This is a genomic window from Gammaproteobacteria bacterium (genome assembly GCA_016705365.1).
In the GTDB taxonomy this organism is placed as follows: domain Bacteria; phylum Pseudomonadota; class Gammaproteobacteria; order Pseudomonadales; family UBA5518; genus UBA5518.
The window spans coordinates 280,862-298,212 of sequence record JADIYI010000002.1 but is presented as its reverse complement, the minus strand read 5'-3'; the positions used below and the strand labels follow the sequence as shown (position 1 = coordinate 298,212).

15 protein-coding genes are annotated in these 17,351 nt (G+C 64.9%); 3 read left to right on the top strand and 12 right to left on the bottom strand.

Translation table 11 applies throughout. The annotated features are described in order from the left end of the window. Positions 1–39 precede the first annotated feature (39 nt). The 3 genes from IPF49_01520 to IPF49_01510 all read right to left on the bottom strand — a co-directional run bounded on the left by IPF49_01520 (position 40) and on the right by IPF49_01510 (position 2,581). Positions 40–822 (bottom strand): SDR family oxidoreductase, encoded by a 783-nt coding sequence (locus IPF49_01520; protein ID MBK6286325.1) that lies wholly within the window; start codon positions 820–822, stop codon positions 40–42. Positions 823–877: 55 nt separating this feature from the next. After that, on the bottom strand, positions 878–1,987 hold the full coding sequence (locus IPF49_01515) for a phosphotransferase family protein (GenBank protein ID MBK6286324.1): 1,110 nt from the start codon (positions 1,985–1,987) through the stop codon (positions 878–880). Between the two features lie 162 nt (positions 1,988–2,149). Further along, the gene (locus IPF49_01510) at positions 2,150–2,581 is read right to left on the bottom strand and encodes a VOC family protein (GenBank protein ID MBK6286323.1); all 432 of its coding nucleotides are present in this window, start codon (positions 2,579–2,581) and stop codon (positions 2,150–2,152) included. Between the two features lie 137 nt (positions 2,582–2,718). Between IPF49_01510 and IPF49_01505 the strand changes: the two genes are divergently transcribed. Continuing rightward, positions 2,719–3,600: a peptidoglycan-binding protein gene (locus IPF49_01505; GenBank protein MBK6286322.1), complete on the top strand. Its 882-nt coding sequence runs from the start codon at positions 2,719–2,721 to the stop codon at positions 3,598–3,600. Positions 3,601–3,655: 55 nt separating this feature from the next. Here the strand turns inward: IPF49_01505 and IPF49_01500 are convergent, their stop codons facing one another. Then, complete coding sequence (locus tag IPF49_01500; GenBank protein ID MBK6286321.1) at positions 3,656–5,389, bottom strand: chloride channel protein; 1,734 nt, start codon at positions 5,387–5,389, stop codon at positions 3,656–3,658. A gap of 166 nt (positions 5,390–5,555) precedes the next feature. On the opposite strand from IPF49_01500, the gene IPF49_01495 reads away from it, so the two are divergent. Continuing rightward, the gene (locus tag IPF49_01495) at positions 5,556–6,485 is read left to right on the top strand and encodes an alpha/beta fold hydrolase (GenBank protein MBK6286320.1); all 930 of its coding nucleotides are present in this window, start codon (positions 5,556–5,558) and stop codon (positions 6,483–6,485) included. 33 nt (positions 6,486–6,518) lie between these two features. Here IPF49_01495 and IPF49_01490 read toward each other — a convergent pair whose 3' ends face one another. The 5 genes from IPF49_01490 to IPF49_01470 all read right to left on the bottom strand — a co-directional run bounded on the left by IPF49_01490 (position 6,519) and on the right by IPF49_01470 (position 10,979). After that, positions 6,519–7,676 (bottom strand): sulfotransferase, encoded by a 1,158-nt coding sequence (locus IPF49_01490; GenBank protein MBK6286319.1) that lies wholly within the window; start codon positions 7,674–7,676, stop codon positions 6,519–6,521. Next, positions 7,673–8,749: a DUF1214 domain-containing protein gene (locus IPF49_01485; protein MBK6286318.1), complete on the bottom strand. Its 1,077-nt coding sequence runs from the start codon at positions 8,747–8,749 to the stop codon at positions 7,673–7,675. The genes IPF49_01490 and IPF49_01485 overlap by 4 nt, the downstream gene beginning before the upstream one ends. A 103-nt stretch (positions 8,750–8,852) precedes the next feature. After that, positions 8,853–9,836 carry an NAD-dependent epimerase/dehydratase family protein gene (locus IPF49_01480; protein MBK6286317.1) on the bottom strand — a complete coding sequence of 328 codons (984 nt, stop codon included), beginning with the start codon at positions 9,834–9,836 and terminating at the stop codon, positions 8,853–8,855. Beyond that, complete coding sequence (locus IPF49_01475; GenBank protein ID MBK6286316.1) at positions 9,829–10,443, bottom strand: hypothetical protein; 615 nt, start codon at positions 10,441–10,443, stop codon at positions 9,829–9,831. The genes IPF49_01480 and IPF49_01475 overlap by 8 nt, the downstream gene beginning before the upstream one ends. Positions 10,444–10,565: 122 nt before the next feature. Further along, positions 10,566–10,979: a hypothetical protein gene (locus IPF49_01470; protein MBK6286315.1), complete on the bottom strand. Its 414-nt coding sequence runs from the start codon at positions 10,977–10,979 to the stop codon at positions 10,566–10,568. A 261-nt stretch (positions 10,980–11,240) separates the two neighbouring features. On the opposite strand from IPF49_01470, the gene IPF49_01465 reads away from it, so the two are divergent. After that, positions 11,241–12,830 carry a trimethylamine methyltransferase family protein gene (locus IPF49_01465; GenBank protein MBK6286314.1) on the top strand — a complete coding sequence of 530 codons (1,590 nt, stop codon included), beginning with the start codon at positions 11,241–11,243 and terminating at the stop codon, positions 12,828–12,830. A gap of 12 nt (positions 12,831–12,842) precedes the next feature. Here IPF49_01465 and IPF49_01460 read toward each other — a convergent pair whose 3' ends face one another. The 3 genes from IPF49_01460 to IPF49_01450 all read right to left on the bottom strand — a co-directional run bounded on the left by IPF49_01460 (position 12,843) and on the right by IPF49_01450 (position 17,228). Continuing rightward, a complete protein-coding gene (locus tag IPF49_01460) occupies positions 12,843–13,067 on the bottom strand; it encodes a SlyX family protein (protein ID MBK6286313.1) in 225 nt (74 codons plus the stop codon). A 124-nt stretch (positions 13,068–13,191) separates the two neighbouring features. Further along, positions 13,192–14,541, bottom strand: coding sequence for a DUF3999 domain-containing protein (locus IPF49_01455; GenBank protein MBK6286312.1), 1,350 nt, complete (start codon positions 14,539–14,541; stop codon positions 13,192–13,194). After that, complete coding sequence (locus tag IPF49_01450) at positions 14,538–17,228, bottom strand: DUF2339 domain-containing protein (GenBank protein MBK6286311.1); 2,691 nt, start codon at positions 17,226–17,228, stop codon at positions 14,538–14,540. Before IPF49_01450 ends, IPF49_01455 begins: the two co-directional genes overlap by 4 nt. Positions 17,229–17,351: the final 123 nt, after the last annotated feature.

The following is a 17,351-nucleotide window of genomic DNA, read 5'->3' as shown; positions in this document are numbered from 1 at the left end:
CCCGATCCTGCTCGCGCGCTGCCACGCGCGCCGTGCCGGTCACCGCTTCGGTTTGCTAGATTTCTCGATCGCCCACCACAGCAGCCCCGGGAACAGACGACGCCACAGCACCATGAAACCGGCGCTGCCCGGACGCACCACCCACTTGCCCTGTTCGATCGCGGTTTCAATCGCATCGATGATGAATTCGGGGCTGACCATGCGGCCCGCTTCGCGCGACTCCACCAGGCCCGCCGGGCCGTGTGCGATCGCCTGTTCGATCAGCGGCGTGTTGACCATCGGCGGGCACACCAGCAGCAGGCGCAATGGACCGCCCTTGTTTTCACGCGCCAGCACCTCGGCAAAGGTGTTGGTCGCGGATTTGGTCGCGCAATAGGCACCGAGATTCAAGGCCAGCACATCGCCGGCCATCGAGCCGAACATGATGATATCGCCGCGTCCGCGCCGTTCCATCAGCGGCATCACGCTCTTGACCATGTTCACGGTACCGCCGTAATTGATGCTCATCATCCGGGTGATGCTGGCGGCCGGCATATCGCGCAACGATTGCCCGGGCATGATCGCCGCGCAATGGGTGAGCCGGTCGATCGGGCCGATCCCGGATTCGACCTGTGCGACCAGCGCCTCTACGGCCTCGAGATTGCTGACATCGCAGACGTGGGTATGGATATTCGCCGACTCGCAGGCGAGTCGCTCGAGCGCTCGGGGGTCGAGATCCACCGCCGCGACTTTTGCGCCTGCGTTCGCGAGCCGCAATGCCGCGACCCGACCCATGCCGCTCGCGGCGCCCGTTACCAGTGCCACCTTGCCGTGAAATGCCATGTTGTTCGCCTGCTCTGTTGTGGGGTTATCGGGCCTGTTCCTGCTGCGCGCGTAGTTACTCCGGCGGCGGCAGTCCACGTATTGCCGCCAGGGTCTGGGTGACTGCATTGTTGCGCTCGAGCAGCGGACAATATTCCGCCGGCAATGTCCCATCGAACACCAGGCGCTGCATCAGGCGCAACATCACGATGCCAAAACGCAGTCCGGCAAATACCTGGTAGTAGAGCGAGTGCCGCACCGGGCGCCCGATCATCGCGCCATAGCGCTCGACGCTTTCCTCGTGCGAGGGCAATCCCTCGAGGCGCGGGCGTACATACGCATCGCCGAGACCGCCACCGGCCATCGTCACCTTGTCCACGAACAGCCACCAGCCGAGGTCGATCTCGGGGCTGCCAATCGCGACCATCTCCCAGTCGATGATCGCGACCACCTTGAAATCGTCGAAAATCTGGTTGCCTACCCGCGCATCACCCCAGGAAATGGCCTCGGGCTCGCCCACCGGTTTGTTCCGCTTCAGCCATTCGAGCGTGGATTCGAGCAGCGGTTGCTCACGCCCCGCGGATGCCCATTCGAGGTCCTGCTCGCACTTGGCAAGATAATGGTCGATGGCACTGCGTCCATCGTCTGGCCAGGCGAGAAACCCCAGCCCCGCCTTTTTCCAGTCCAGCCGGTGCAGCCGGGCCATGGCCTCGAGGCCGCTCCACCACATTGCCTCGCGTTGCGCCGGGCTGGCGTCCTTCACGAAGCCCTCGGTCGGGTAGGGCGGGTTGTCGCTCGGGATCTGGCCCTCGATGTGTTCCATCACGTAGAACACCTCGCCGAAGATCGCGGTGTCGAGCTCCTTCCACAGCATTCTCGGCACCGGCACATCGGAACTCTCACCGAGTGCCTTCATCACATCGTACTGCAGCGGGATATCGTAGCTTCTGAATACCGGGTAGCTGTCTCGCGATGCAGGGGCGATGCGGATCACGATCCGGCGCGTGATTGCCTCGCCGTGCTGGCGGTAGCTGAGCGTGGTGAACAACGTGGCATTGGAGAATCCCGAGGCTCCGGGAGCCGTGAACTCGCTGAGTCGCAGATCGTCGACCTCACCGAGGCGCTCCTGCACCCAGAGATGGAACTTTTGCTGGCATGCCCTCAGCGATTCCTCGGTTTCTTTCATGTTCTACCTGTCGTTGCTGGCGGATTCCGCGCCCTCGGCGTCAGAGCATACGGTGCTGTCGTTTCACGATAGCACGGCGAATTTGCGCGAGTGATTACAATCTGGCGAGCTTCTGGCGGGTTCCGGCATCAAAGGTGCGTTGCACGGCGGATACCCGATCATTCAGGGCAGACTACCCCGGGACTCCCCGAGTGATGGCGGCCCCTTCAGTTCGACGGTGTTTCCTTCCGGATCCTCTATATAGATCGAGGGACCCGTACCCTGCGCACCATAGCGCATTGCGACGTCCCCGACCTCGATACCGAGCGCCCCGAGATGCCGGCGAATCGCGGGCTCATCGAACGGCTCGATGCGCAAGCAGAAGTGATCGAGGTTGCGACCGCCGCGCCCGGGCGGGCTGCCTCCCGCCGCACCGAGCTTGCCGTCGACCGGCACCAGGTCGATCAGCGAGCGACCGGCACGCAGCTGAACCAGGCCGATTTCATCGACCTGGCGTTCGATGGTGCAGCCCAGCCCATCGCAGTAGAAGCGCAGCATTGTTCCGAGATCGATGACACGCAGCACCAGGTGATCGATATCACAAATCCTGATCATGTCCGTTTCCGTCGCTTGTCCAGCCCGAACCGGAATCTACTATCGGCGTCCCGCGCAGGCAAGCGCGCCGGCGCTGGTTGACGTCTGTGGTCACGACGTCTTTCAATTCGCGATGAGCGGCCGGGAGAATGCAGAGCATGAACGGGTTGAACACCGCGAAGATGCTGTTGCTGCGGGGCAACAGCGGCGCCGAAGTGCGGGAACTGAAGACCGCACTGCAGCGGGCGCTGGGCGAACACGCGGCCATCGAATACGGACTGGTGCTCGATGAGCAGTTCGATGCGGCCACCGAGAGCGCCCTGCGCGCATGGCAGGCAAGCGCGGGACTGGTGGCCGATGGCATTGCCGGACCGCGCACGCGCGCCGCGCTGGGTTGCCCGAGTGCGGCAAAACAGGCGCTGCGGGTCGATGCCAGCCTGGTCAGCCGGCTTTTTCCTTTCACCGGCTCCGCCAGCGTCGCGCTGAATCTTCCGTATGTAAGCAGCGCACTGGCGGAATTCGGACTGACCGAGGAGCGGCTGGTTTATGCCGCGCTGGCAACGATCCGTGCCGAAGCCGAGGGCTTCGTGCCGATTGCCGAGCAACCCTCGCCATTCAATACCCGGCCGGGCCAGGAAGCATTCGGCGTCTACGACGGCAGGCTCGGCAACCGCCTGCCGGGCGACGGCGCCCGCTATCGTGGCCGCGGTTATGTGCAATTGACCGGCCGCCACAACTACGCAAGGTTTGGCGCGATGCTCGGGATACCGCTGCTCGACAACCCGGACAGCGCCTGCTCTCCCGAGGTCGCTGCCTGTCTGCTGGCTGCCTACCTGGATGCCAACCGCGCGCGTTTGTGCGCGGCGCTGGACACAGAGCACGAAGACCTGGTTGCCGCCCGGCGGGTGGTCAACGGCGGCAGCCACGGACTGCAACGATTCAGGGAAACCTACACCCGGGCCAAGGAACTGCTTGCAAGCTTCGGCGGTCGCTTGTTCGATACGGCTGCGCCGCAGGACGGCCCGGACGATCAGGTCTGAGAGAGAGCAAAAGGGTCGTAGTGGCATCCTCGTCGAGGATGGCACTGGCCATCGATCAATCGAAAATCTCCCCGCTGGCAGCATCGGCCAGTGTCTCGCGGCGGATGATGCCGAGCACCGAATGCAAAGCCAGCGGCTCGATCACGCAGGCCACATCCGCCGCACCTTCCTGCAGTCGTTGCCAGGCCTCGCCGAGCGACGACTGGGCCGGCACATCGCAACAGGGACGGGCGAATTCGATCGCGCGTTCCCGCAAATCACCGGCGTCGACGCCTTCCAGCAAGGCACACAATGCCGCGCGATCGGCAAGCCAATGCATCCTGTCGCGGCTGAACACGGCCCAGCGATTGGTTGCGGCCCGCAGCCGCTCCAGACCCTCGGCACTGTCCGGCTCACCCTCGAGCACGAGCACATCCCGGTCCATCAGGCTGACCACGCCGCTGCGCTCGAGCGAGCGGCGCAGCGGATCGCGGGTGATCGATACCCCCATCGCCTCGAGCGTATTGCGGGAGGTCGATACCTGCCCGAACAGCACCCGGCAGACGAGGTTGGCCACGATTACCGCCACCATGCCCGGGAGCATCGCCGAGGTGCTGCCACTGAGTTCCATCACCGCGGTCAGCGCGGCCATCGGCGCATTGAGCGTGGCACCCATCATCGCCACCATGCCCAGCAACACGTAGAGACTTTCCGCGCCGTGGAAGGAGAGCGAAGCGATGCCGAGCAGCTTGCAGATCGCGCCGCCGATGCAGCCACCGATCAGCAGCGTTGGTCCGATGATGCCGATTGGCATGCCGAGGCCGCTGACGGTGGCGCTGAGCAGCAGCTTGGTGATCGCGAGCAATACCAGCGTCAGCAGGCCGAGTTCGCCGATCAGCGCCGCGTTCAGCGAATCGTAGCCGACCCCCATCGCCTCGGGAACGGCGAGTATCGCGAGTGCGCTGATCAACCCACCGATCGCGATGCGGGTAAACGGCAATCCGCTGCGCACCCGAAGTGCCCGGGCCTGCACCGCGACGAACAGTGCCGAGGCAGTGCCGGCGGCGAGGCCGAGCAACACGATCGCGGGCATTTCCGCGAGGCTGTGGGGCTGTATCGGTGCGATGGAAAACAGCAGGGTCTCGCCGAAGATGCTGCGGGCCACGGTGGCACCGGCAGCAGCCGCCAGGATGATCGGGACGAAGCCGGAAATGGTGTATTCCATCATTACCACTTCCATCGCGAAAACCACCCCGGCGAGTGGTGTGTCGAAGGCCGCGGCGATCGAGGCGGCGGTGCCGCACCCGACCAGGATCTGGATGCTGTTGTTCGGCAGCTTGAGGTAGTTGCCGGCGATGCTGCTGACCGCGGCGCCGATGTGCACCGTGGGCCCTTCGCGCCCCGCTGCCTGCCCGGTGATCAGGCACAGCATGCCGCCGCAGAACTGCCAGGCGAGATTGCCCTTTGGCATCGAGCCGCTGTGGCGATTGAAGCGATCGATCACGTGCGCCACTCCGACCGCGCGCCAGCGGGGCGGAATCAGCTGGGCGATCAGCCCGAGCAGCAGCGCGCCACCCAGTACCAGCACGAAGCGCAGGCTCGGGTCGAGCGCCTCGAAATTCTCCGGATCGCCACCCGGCAGCATGGCACCGAGCGAGGATTCGACGATGAAACGGTACACCACGATCGAGAGACCGGCGAGCACACCCGCCAGCAGCCCGAGCACGGAAAAGTGCAATAGCGAATCGGGGTCCGCGAGCCGCGTCCTGAAACCCTCGGCCGCAACGGCGCGGCGAATCCTTGCAAGCAACGCTGAGTGCCCCCCGGCATGGTAATGGTTCCAGTCACACGAGCGCGATCAGCGCGCGCACCGCAGCATGCGCACCCGATGCCCTGCGGGCAATACGCTTCAATAGTGGCGCGCATTATTGCACACTGTCGCGCTCGATCATCGGACACAGGGAGAACGCGCGACCATGAAAATTCTTCGCACCCCGGATGCGCGCTTCGCCGCGTTGCCGGATTTTGCATTCGAGCCGCGCTACGTCGAGGTGCGCGATCCGCAACTGGGTGTATTACGCATGCATTATGTGGATGAGGGGCCGCGCAGCGCGCCACCGGTTTTGATGCTGCACGGCGAGCCGAGCTGGAGCTTCGCATGGCGCCACGTGATTTCAGGCATCGTTGGCGCCGGCTTTCGCGCCGTTGCACCGGATCACATCGGCTTCGGGCGTTCCGACAAACCCGCCGCGCGCGGTGATTACAGTTACGCACGATTCGTGGACTGGATGAGCAGTTTTGTCGGGACGCTCGATCTGCAGCACATCACCTTGCTGTGCCAGGACTGGGGCGGACCGATCGGGCTCAGCGTGCTGGCGCGCATGCCGCAGCGCTTCGCGGCGGTGGTGGCGGGCAATACCCTGTTGCCGGGATGCGAGGCGCCGCCACGCGGCGTTGCTCCGTGGCCAGGCAGGCAGATCGAGGACTGGGTCGGGTTGTGTGCCGCGGCGGAGGATTTGCCGGTGGGCGAAATCGTCTCGGGCAGTGGTGTGCAGGCGCTCGGGGATGCGGTCAAGGCCGCGTATGACGCGCCGTTCCCGGATGCCAGCTACAAGGCTGGTGTGCTGGCTTTCCCTGGCTTGATCCCGCTCCACGAGCAGATGCCCGGGGCCATGGAAAACCGCGCGGTGTGGCGCGTGCTCGAACAGTGGAACAAACCCTTCGTGTGCGCCTTCAGCGATGCGGATCCTTCCACCCGCGACTGGGCTGCGGTGTTTCGCCAGCGTATTCCCGGCGCGCGCAATGCGCTGCACACCACCATCGAGAATGCCGGGCATTTCCTGCAGGAGGAGCAGGGCGCGGCGCTGGCGGCGGCGGTGTTGCGGGTGTTGAACACGCGCACCTGAGCGGTACCCGGCACGTCCAGCCAGCAACGCGGATCAGCGCCCGGGCAGGAAGGTGGAAATATAGTCCTCGAAGGCGTGCCCGATGGTGGCATCATCGAGACCGAATTCCTCGGCGCTGTAGCGGTGGGTCGGGTTGCGCGCCGCGGGACGCTGCTCGGTCCAGTGCCTCACCGCCTGCCGGCTGTGGCGATCGAAGGGCATTGCAAAGCGTCGATAGATGCCCTCGATACAGCCCATCGGATCGCGTTGCAGATCCTCCATCCGTAAATCGTGCACCTGCAGTTGTGGATTGTCGCGGCGCAGCGCGGCGAGATTGTTCAGCACCCGTGCCCACTGCCGTAACTGCTGCCGACCGACTTCGTGCTTCTCGAGCGCGGGCTCGAACATCCGGCGCGCGTTGTATACCAGGCTGCTGACCGAGGGAATCAATTCACGCGGGTGGCGATGGGTCTGCACGATGCAGGCATCGGGGAAGGTCTGCAGCAAGGCGCGCGGCGCCCACAGATGGCTGGGATCCTTCAGGATCCAGCGCGCCTCGTTGCCGAGCCCGATGAGACGCAGGTTGTCACGATAGCGGCGGTATACCGGCGCGAAATCGGCACCGTACAGCCATTCCTCGTACTCCGGAACGCGGGCATTGGACTGCAGCGTCACATTGGCAAAGCTCTGCAGCAGCAGTAGCCGGCATTCGTCGGCTTCATCCGCCGCCATTTCATGGATCGCCATCAGCTGCGGCGCCAGCCCAGCATACTGCGCGAGCCCGGCGCGGCACTCCGTGAACTCCGGCAGCGACGGCCACAGGTTGCGCCCAGGACGCGGCATCGGCGTCTGTCCGAGCCAGTATTCCAGCCCCTGGTGTTGCGGATCCGCCGTGAGGATCCGGTGCAATGCGCTGGTGCCGCTGCGGGGCAGGCCGACGATGAACAGCGGGCGCGTGATCTGCTGCGCGGCGTATTCCGGATGCAGTCTCTTGTAGTGCTCGCTGTAGAGACGCCCGCGCAGATGGCCGACGATACCCTGCGCCAGCATCGTTTCTCCCTGTACCGAAAGCCGGGCCCCCTGATCGAGCGAACGCGTGTACTGCTCGAGCGCCACCCGGTACTCGTTGCCACCGAAATCGTCCCAGCCGCAGCTGTCGATCGCCTGCTGATGGAACTCGGCGAGACGCGCGGCAAAACGGGTCTGGCTCACGACGCAGGCTCCGGACCGAGCTCCGTGAGCTTGAGACGGCGCACCGGCGGGGGTTGCTGCACCGGCGCTCCGACCCAGCGCAATGCGATCACGCCGCGTCGGTGGCCCTGGGTGTCGAGCCAGTTCGGCAGACCGGGATCGCGCTGGCTCACCACCACGTGGACCGATCCGTCCGCGCGCACGCGGGCATTGGCAAGATTGATCGAGGAGGGGATGTCGGGATTGTCGAGCGATTCCATCCAGTGGTTGGCGAGCTGGATATTCCAGTATTCGCAGGCGGGCGGTTGCAACCGGATCGACAGGGCCTCGTCATCGGCGAGATCGAAATATCCGTAGCTGTAGCGGGAGTTGGGATCACCGCGGGCGCGCCCCAGCAGCTCGTCCCTGATCGGGTGAATCTCGTTGGGACGCTGGCGAAAATCACGGGTCCAGCCGATGAACTGGCGCACGATGCCGTGCACGGTCTTCGCGCTCATGTCGAGGCTGTGATCGAGTTGCTCCGCATCGAGGGGCGCGAGCGGCGCGCGGGCATCGCCCTCGATGATCTCCACGCTCAGCGCGGCGGGAGCGTCCCGGCCCGGATTCAGGATGGTCTGGCGTACCAGCAGCTGGGTAGATTCGGGGCACAGCTGCAGCCAGTTTCCGGGATGCCTGGTTTGGCTGGCGATGATCACGAACTGTCCGTCGGTATCCGTGTGCAGGGCGGAGGAGGCGAGAAAGCCGCTGCATTGCAGCCCCTGCGCACTGCCGAGGCTGCCATGGTAGGCGCCGATATTGAAATTCCAGGCGTCGTTGGCGCGGCCGCGGATACGATAGCTGCAGGCGGCGCTGATGCGGCAGGCTCCGTACATGAAATCGGGATTGTTGGCGCCGATCTTCGGCGCATCGTAATTGAAGGCCGGTGCGGACAGCGCCGCGGAAGAAAAGCTGGTGCGCAGGCCGTGCGCGGTCAGCCGCGCGAGATAACGGAAACCTTCGGCGCACTCGAGTTCGTCGGCGGCGGAGTCGTGCAGGATATCCCTGCCCGCTGCCTTGAGGGCATCGCAGAACGCATCCCATGTTTGTCCGCTCAACACTTTTTCCTTTGCCGATATCATCGATGTACCTCTGCTACGGCTGGTTGGTCCGGAACAATCCGGGTGGACGCCAGCACGGCGTCGCGACCCGCGACCGCGCTCACGACGGTCGGCCCAGGTAAAAATCCACGGCCTCGGCGATTGCCAGCGCCGTTGCCCGCGGGCGCCATTGCAGCTCCGTGCGGGCCCTGGTGGCATCGGCATCCGGCAGCAGGCTGGCGCATTGCAGCGAGGCTACCGAAAAGAAACTGTCGGTGCGGGTGAAGCGGCAGTAAACATCACACGCGAAGGTCGCGGCATACATTAGCGACATCGGCACCCTGACGGCGGGCGGCGCGCGTCCGGCCGCGCGTGCCGCGACGGCGAACAACTCCCGGTAATCGAACCAGCGATCGCTCAGGATATAGCGTTCACCAACGCGGCCGAGGCGTTCGGCCGCAATCATTCCACTGGCGGCATCCTCGATTCCGAGACATGGAGCACCACCGTCCCAGTACACCGGTATCCTGCCGAGCGCCACGTTCCGGATCAAGGCGCCATGGGGCGTGGGCGCGATATCCCCGGCACCGTAGGTATTGGCCACGCAACAGGCGATGCCAGGCAGGCCGCGTTCGCGGCAATACTCGAAGAATCGCTGCTCGGCGGCCACGCGGCATTTGACGTAGTGTGGTGCCTTGTCGGGCCAGTTGAAGATATCCGCTTCGCTGGAGGCGCCGGAGGGATTGCGCCCCAGCGTGGCGTAGGTGCTGGTGAATACGAAACGCTGCACTCCGGCCGCCAGCGAGGCATCCATCGCGTTGACCAGGCCGTCGACATTGACCCGGTACAGCGGCTGCGGGTCGCGCAGCCAGGCGCGCGTATCGACGATGCAGTGGAACACCCCGTCGCAGCCGCCGATCGCGCGCGCGAGGGACGCGCGATCCAGCGCGTCGCCATGAACGCGCTCGATATCCAGGTCATCGGTTGCCGAGGTGTCGCTGTCGGGGCGGGTCAGGATGCGTACCTCGCGCCCCGCGGCGACCAGCGCGCGCACGACATGACTTCCGAGGAAACCACTCGCGCCGAGTACGATCGTTCTACTCATGGCGGTGCGGTCGCAGCAGCCGGCGCAACACCAGGTGCGTCGGATAGAACAACACCAGCGGGTAGGCCAGCATCATCACCAGAAACACGCCGGAGGGCGGCACGTAATCCTGGTGGACCCCAAATGGTCGCCACAACCAGTTGATGTTGAGCTGCGGCTCGGTAACGAGAAAAGTCACGGGCAACAGCACCCAGATGAGCAGTGTCTGCACGACCCAACCCGAGCGGTGATAGCCGGTTCGCCGCAGGCTCCAGATCAACAGCGCTGGCATGACCAGGTGAAACAGCGACATCGCGCGCAACAGCAAGGGCAGCGAGGTATCGAACATGTATTCGGTGCCGCCCACGAGATGGCGCCCGCACAGCAAAGCGCCCAGGAAGTCCGCGCTCCAGACGATCTGTACGATCAGCACCCCTGCCGCCTGCGATGACAGCAACAATGGACTCTCCCGCCACAGCCCGAACAACACCACGATGCCGGCGACGTCACACATCCACAACTGGTTCTGCGGACCGTAGTGATTCCAGTAGAGCGGCAGCCACAACAGCACCCACAACAGGTACAGCACTTTCAGTGCGATCGGAATGCCGCGGTCTGCTGCGTTCATGCGCGTCGGTCTGCTTCGCTCGCTCGCCATTCGGGGCAACAGTGTAGTCAATCGCAAGATCGTGCAGAAACTCCGGGGACGGCAGCGCGCACGCGCCGAGTACGCGTGGAATCGGGGAGGTCTCAGGGGGCGATCGCCCCCGGATCGTGCTGCGCCGAATTCAGGTAGAGGCGAATCGGCAGGGTTTCCTTGCGCCCGAGGTAGATCACCAGCCCGTAGTAGTCGTGATCGTAGTCATTCACGAAACGGTGTGGCACCGATTGCAGCAGTTCCACCAGGTTCGTGGATTCGGGCCGCTTCCCCATGACCACCACCTCGTCGATGGGGCCGCTGGTACGCGGTACGGCGAGCAGTATCTGCTGGGTCTGCGCCGTCTCGTCAGGGGTGATCTTATCGACCCTGACCCCGCTCTGCGGATCGACATACCCTTCCTGCAGTTCGAGATCGGCGGTGGTTTCGGCGCCGAGGACGCCGAGCGGAAACAGCGCGGCGAATGCCAGCGCCGTGAGGATTGCGGTAACACGTGGGCGGATCATGGATTTGCTCCGGACAGAAATGCCAGTGAGCATACACAATTGCGTGGCGGAAAAAAGCTGCCATGACATGTGTCAAGGAGTGCGGACGCCGATTCCGGCCGGTAGCCAGTGCAAAGCTGACCGTGTTTCGCTGCACCCCGATCCAGCCCTGCGAACCCGGGCGGTCACCGTCCACGGCCGTGCATATGCGATGGCTCTGGATTTTCAGAATTATACGAACGTATAATGAAGTTGAACAATCGGTTAAAACGCAGGGGCAGCATGTGCAGCGACACGCTACGCGAGGAAGCGCCTCGCGCGCGCCGGTCCGGGGGACGCGAGGCGCGCAAGGCGGCACGCGCCGGGGGAGCGGCGAAACGCGCCATATGGCCGGGAATGAGCGGCGGTCAATATCGTCCGCTCAGCGAATCCGACATCCGGCGTATCAATGATACCGCGCTGATGATTCTCGAGAACATCGGCATCGGTGACCCGAGCCAGGACTTGCTGGAGGTGGCGATCCCCGCGGGTTGTATCCATGACCGTGAGCACAACCGGATTCGCTTTCCGCGCGCCCTGGTCGAGGACCTGATCGCGGTGGCCGCCACGGAGTACGTGATGTACGGGGTCGATCCCCGCCACGACCAGGAGATCAAGGGCGAGCGGGTGATCTTCAGCACCTCCGGCGAGGCCATCAGCATCCTGGATTTCGCATCCGGGCACTACCGTCCATCGACCCTGGTGGACCTCTATGATGCCGCGCGCCTCGCCGATCATCTCGAGAACATCCACGCTTTTGGCCAGACTTTCATTGCCTCGGAGCTGAGCGGGGACGTGCCATTGCACGACATCAACATCGCCTACGCGCAACTCGCGGGCACCAGCAAGCCTTTCGCGCTGGGCATCGCGATGGCCGACAACGTGGATACGATCATCGCGATGTTCGACACCTTTCGCGGCCGCGAGGGCGCCTTCCTCGAACGGCCTTTCTGCACTTTCGGTGGCTGCCCGATCGTCTCGCCGCTGCGCTTCGGGAGTGACAACCTCGAGGTGCTGATCAAGACGGCAAGACTTGGGCTGACGGGCGATATCGCGGTCGCGGCGCAAGCCGGCGCAACCGCACCGGCCGCGCTTGCCGGTGCCCTGGCACAGACTTTTGCCGAGACCCTCGGCTGCCTGTGTGTGACGAACCTGATCCGCCCGGGGAGTGCGCTCAACTTCGGCATGTGGCCGTTCATATCGGACCTGCGCACCGGTGCGTTCAGCGGGGGTAGCGGTGAGGAGGCGCTGGTAATCGCGGCCGCTGCCCAGATCTGCAACCACTACGGCCTGATCACCTCGATGCCCTCCGGCATGAGCGACTCCAAGCTGATGGATGCGCAGGCCGGCTACGAAAAAGGCATCACCACGCTGGCCGCGGCACTCGCGGGCAGCAACATGGTGTGCCACTATCCCGGCATGCTCGGCAGCCTGATCGGCATGTCGTTCGAGGGGATGGTGATCGACGATGACATGGCCGGCAACGTGATGCGTGTGCTGCGGGGTATCGAGGTGAACGATGCGACCCTGTCCTACGATGTGATTCACGACACCGTGTTCGGCGCCGGTCATTTCCTGGGCAGCGCGCAGACCCTGGAACTGATGGAATCGGAGTACCTGTACCCCCACACGGCCGATCGGCGCACGCCGGGGGAGTGGGAGCACAGCGGCAAGCAGGACATCCTGGAACTCGCGCACGGCAGGACCCGGCGCATCCTGTCGACGCACTATCCCGAGCACATGGACCCGGCGGTGGACGCCAGCATCCGCTCGCGTTTTCCGATCCGGCTGGAGCGGGCGGATATGGCGCCAGGCTGCCGTCGCTGGTCCTAGAAGCGCAATCGTTCAGTAATGCGGCGGCGTTTCGATGGGCGGCGCTGCACCCTCGCGCTCGTCGAGATGCTGCACCCGTTGCTCGAGGCGCTCCATCAGCTGGGTCAGGCGGTCGATCGTGGCCCACTGCGCACACACCACCTCGTTCAGCTTGTCGATGGTTGCATCCTGGTGGGCGATGCGGCTCTCGAGATCGTCGAGGCGCGCGGCGCTGTCTTGTTCGGCAGTCGTGTTCATCGGTTCGTTCCCGTTTCGTGCGCGGCGTCAGTAGCGGCCCCGCGATGGCGGCAACTCACAGCGCCATGAGTCTGCCGGACCTGTACCGATCCTGAACCGAGGCCACCGCGGTCAACCCATTCGATCACTGCGCACTGATTTCACGGTACAGGTTGAGCGCCATGCGCGCCAGCATCAGTACCGCGGCGATCAGGACCGACCACAGCAGGTAGCGTTGCCAGGGGATTGGCGGTGCCGCCGCGCGCAGCGCCGCCGCGCCGCCCAGGGTGTGACGCGGGCCAAGCGTGGCGTCCATGATCAGTGCGGCACGCTGCGCGTCATCGAAACCGGCGAGCAGCGAATCAACACCAGGTCCCGGATCGCTGCGCTCGAGTGCGCCGACCGCGAGCTGGAACGGTGGTTCGCCGCGGGCCATGAACCGCAGCTCATCGGGCTGCCAGCCCAGCTCGAGCCGCGGTTTTCGTCCAAGTGCGGCGGCATCGCCATCGACCACTTCCACCCGCCAGTAGCGGTCACGACGGGTGCCCAGTGCCAGATCGGGGCTGATCAGGGACGTGCCGTCGAGGTTCAGTCGATAAGCCACCGCGCTGCCGTGGTCGTGCCACAGCGCGCCGGGCGCGTTGCGCGAATACCAGCGCAACTGCACCAGTGTATTGTCCTGGTCGAGGACGATGCGCACACGGTTCACCGGCAGTGCCGCCAGCGCGTCGAAGCGAAATCCGCGCTCCGGGTCCGGCGCCGCTTCGCCGCTCACACCGGACCACTGTTCGGCGGGCACCGGCTCGAGCGCCTGCAGGCGGGCGTGAACCGAAGCGAGCGCCATATCGTCGTGGCCTGCGGGCCAGTCGATGCGCAGATAGCGCTCGAGTGGCTGTAGCAGTTCGATATGGCGCTGCTGCAGCCGATGCCCGCCATGATCGAGATCGGCCAGCGTGGCGCTGCCCACCGCACGCCAGGCGCCAAGATCGCTGCTGCTGCTCACGGCAACCGTGCCAAGAAAGCCTGCTGCGGGCCGTAGCCATTCGAGATCCAGACCGGCGATCGACGCCGTGCTCTGGCCGGTATCCACGATATAGGCGCGCAAGCGCTCGCTGTCGTCAGGGGGCGTTTTCAGATCGACGATCGATCCGTCCGCGGCAATGGCGATATGCACCGTGCCGCCGGCGCCGTGGTCGCTATTTTCGTAAAGCGGGTAGAAGGGCAATGTTTGCTGGCCGAGCGGCGAGGCCTTGCGCGATCCGGAGCGCAGCAGCGAATGCGGAACCGCCTCGCCGCTGCCGTTGAATACCCGCAGGTCTCCGAGGTCGGCGTGCCGCGCGCTGCGGTAAACCTCTTCGCCGAGGGTGAGGCGATACACCGCGGCGCCGGCGGGTGCATCGATCGAAAACCCGTCGGCAAATTGCCGCGGGTCGAGTTCGGCGAAGCCCGCGAGTGGGGCGAGCAGCAGTGCTCCGGATACCAGAAACCGCTTCATGGGCGATGCTCCGCAGGGGCGACGGGTGGCGCAGGCGACAGGTACCCGATCAGCACCATCAGCCCTCCAGCCGCCATGAACGAGACGATGCGTGCCACGGTACCGCTGCCCGCAAGATCGATGAAGAACAGCTTGAGCACCAGCAACGCCAGCAGTGCCGCGCCACTCAGCCACAACCGGCGTTGCGCGCTGCGCGTGGCCGCCACCATCAGCGCCAGCGCGCTGAGGCCCCACAGCACCGAGATGCTGCCCTGAAATACCGCGGAGTGTCGCAACGCCTGCGGCGTGTAGCTCACCGCCGCGAAAAAATGCACCGTGCGCGCGGTGGCAGCGTTCAGCCACAGGAAAGTGATGCTACCGACGAGCGCCGGTACCAGGAAAGCGGGCAGCGGGCGCAGCAGCAGCCGGGGCTCATCGCGCACGGCAAGCCACCAGCGCAGCACCAGCAACAGGCTGGTGGCCTGGGCCAGATCGAGCGGGTTCAGCAGTGGCAGGAAATCGAGCGGGTACGGATCACCGGCGCGCAGGCAGGCGCCGAGCACCCACACCAGCACCGCGCCGGCCACCGGCAATTGCGCATTGGCGATATACAGGGTGCGAAAGCGCTGCAGCGGCCACTTCACACGATCCTCGAGGCGCAATATCAGCACCAGCATCAGCGCCGGCACCACGCCCCATACAGCGAATGCCCAACTGCCGGCGTGCGGCATGGCGATGCCGATCGACCAGTCCAGGCCCCAGCACACGAGCAGCAATCCGCTCCACCACAGCAATGCATGGCCCACGCCCAGTACGGAATCCGCGTGGATTGGCTCGGCGCGCCGCAGCACCAGGCACGCTGTCCCCGCAGCGCACAACCACCCCAGCCAGCGCAATCCGGCAAGCGGACCGGCAGCGGCGCTGTCGTGGAACTGTGAAAGCGCCAGCAATGCAAAGGCTGGCAGCCACAACAGGGTTACGCGGGTTGCGGGCAGCCAGTCGAGACGTGCCGCGGCTTGCGCCAGCGCCCCCGCACTCAGCGAAAGGAACAGCAGCAGCGCGGCGGTTTCGAATCGCGGCGCGATATGCAGCCCGATTTCGTGGTTGCCCGCGCCAAGCCACCAGAGCACACCCCATGCCAGCAACACGATGCTCAGCGCTCGTTCCCCGGCACGTAGCGTTTTGCGTGCATCCCACAGCAGAAAGCTCGCCAGCAATGCGCCCAGCGCGATGAACAGGCTGCCGAGGAAGCGTGCGTTCAGCACCATGATTTCGTCGTCGCCACCGTGCGAATGAATCACCAGGAATGCCGCACCGGCCGCGAGTTGCAGCAGCGAACCGAAGGCACGCGCCAGAACCCGTTGCTGGCGAATCCCGATCCACACGAGTCCGACACCCTCCAGCGCCCAGGCCGTCGCCGTGATGTGCCCGTCGAAGGCGAACGGAATTGCCAGGCTCAGCGCCACCACTCCGAGCGCCAGCAGCGACTCGATCAGCATCCGCATATGCGCTATGTTGCGGTTCCACAACCAGCGTGCCGCCGCGAGATAGACCAACCCCATCCCGAGTGCGCTCCACGCGCGTCCGAAAGCGATATCGCGCACCAGCGCTGCCTGCAGCGCGAGGAACACCAGCGGCAGCCCGAACACAAGGGTGCCGTCCACGTAACCGCGCAGACGCGGTGGATGACGCTGCGCAAACAGTACCGAAACCGCGAGATAGAACAGGAACGACAGGATCAGGAACGGCTCGGTGCTGGCAAAATGTGCCGGCGTATAAAACCGGTAACCCCAGGCCGCGCCGATCACGAAGGTGAACATGAATCCCACCCAGTTCAGGATTCGCCAGGCCTTGAACCAGGCAATGCCGACGATGCCGAGATTGAGCAGGGCGTAATAGCTGAACAGCGCGACATGATTGCCGCTGCCGGTCGAGGTCAGTATCGGCGCCAGGAAGCCACCGACGGTGCCCAGCGTGGCAAGCGCGCGCGAGTCCTGCACCACCGCGAGAAATGCGGAAAGTCCCACCAGTGCGAGCAACAGCAGCAGGGTCAATCCCAGCGGCAGCACCTGGTAGAGGCGTGCCGCCGCGAATATCGTGACGTAGAGAATTCCGACTCCCGCACCCTGCAGGATCAATCCGAAGGCCGCGCGCCGGGCGCGCAGTCGCCACCCGCCAACCAGCAATGCCAGTGCTCCGAGAGCAGTTCCGGCAAGACGCAACTCGATCGACAGCGCATTGCGCTCGACGGCGTATTTCAACAGGAACGAGACGCCGACGAACAGCACCAGCACCCCGACCTTGGCCACCACATTGCCGGTGCTCATATAGCGCTTGAGCCACACGAGCGCGCGTTCGATGATGCCAGGTGCACGGGGGTGGTCTTGCCGGCGCAGGACACTGGCCGCGCGTGGAGCATCGTCCCCGTCCCTTGCGGCGGCGGAGATTGCAACCGCCTTGAGGGCAACAGAGCCAAGGGATTGCGCAGCGGCGGGCGAGGGCGGGTGGCGCTCATCCGCGCACTCGTCCGGAGCCGGAGCTTGTTCGAGTTGCAACTCGAGCCGTCGCAACCGGTCATGAGTGCGCAACTGCAGGCCGAGCAGCAGACCGAAGCCGATTCCGCACAGGAACCCGAAGCCCCCGGCAGCCGCGCCACCATAGGCTGCCAGCACCACGGCGAGAAAAATTGCAATAACGAGATGGTTCATGCAGCAGGTTTTTTGCCAGTACCGAACGCGACGCTCAAAGCCTAGCACAGTGCACCTTGCGCGGCGGTGCGATGCCGCACGGGCGCGGCATTCGCGGCGCTGGATATGAACAGATATTTACGC

What these genes read in the sequence shown, in the direction of transcription:
- IPF49_01520 (MBK6286325.1), bottom strand. Translation starts at nt 822, where the DNA reads ATGGCATTTCACGGCAAGGTGGCACTGGTAACGGGCGCCGCGAGCGGC.
- IPF49_01515 (MBK6286324.1), bottom strand. Translation starts at nt 1,987, where the DNA reads ATGAAAGAAACCGAGGAATCGCTGAGGGCATGCCAGCAAAAGTTCCAT.
- IPF49_01510 (MBK6286323.1), bottom strand. Translation starts at nt 2,581, where the DNA reads ATGATCAGGATTTGTGATATCGATCACCTGGTGCTGCGTGTCATCGAT.
- IPF49_01505 (MBK6286322.1), top strand. Translation starts at nt 2,719, where the DNA reads ATGAACGGGTTGAACACCGCGAAGATGCTGTTGCTGCGGGGCAACAGC.
- IPF49_01495 (MBK6286320.1), top strand. Translation starts at nt 5,556, where the DNA reads ATGAAAATTCTTCGCACCCCGGATGCGCGCTTCGCCGCGTTGCCGGAT.
- IPF49_01480 (MBK6286317.1), bottom strand. Translation starts at nt 9,836, where the DNA reads ATGAGTAGAACGATCGTACTCGGCGCGAGTGGTTTCCTCGGAAGTCAT.
- IPF49_01475 (MBK6286316.1), bottom strand. Translation starts at nt 10,443, where the DNA reads ATGAACGCAGCAGACCGCGGCATTCCGATCGCACTGAAAGTGCTGTAC.
- IPF49_01470 (MBK6286315.1), bottom strand. Translation starts at nt 10,979, where the DNA reads ATGATCCGCCCACGTGTTACCGCAATCCTCACGGCGCTGGCATTCGCC.
- IPF49_01465 (MBK6286314.1), top strand. Translation starts at nt 11,241, where the DNA reads ATGTGCAGCGACACGCTACGCGAGGAAGCGCCTCGCGCGCGCCGGTCC.
- IPF49_01460 (MBK6286313.1), bottom strand. Translation starts at nt 13,067, where the DNA reads ATGAACACGACTGCCGAACAAGACAGCGCCGCGCGCCTCGACGATCTC.
- IPF49_01455 (MBK6286312.1), bottom strand. Translation starts at nt 14,541, where the DNA reads ATGAAGCGGTTTCTGGTATCCGGAGCACTGCTGCTCGCCCCACTCGCG.
- IPF49_01450 (MBK6286311.1), bottom strand. Translation starts at nt 17,228, where the DNA reads ATGAACCATCTCGTTATTGCAATTTTTCTCGCCGTGGTGCTGGCAGCC.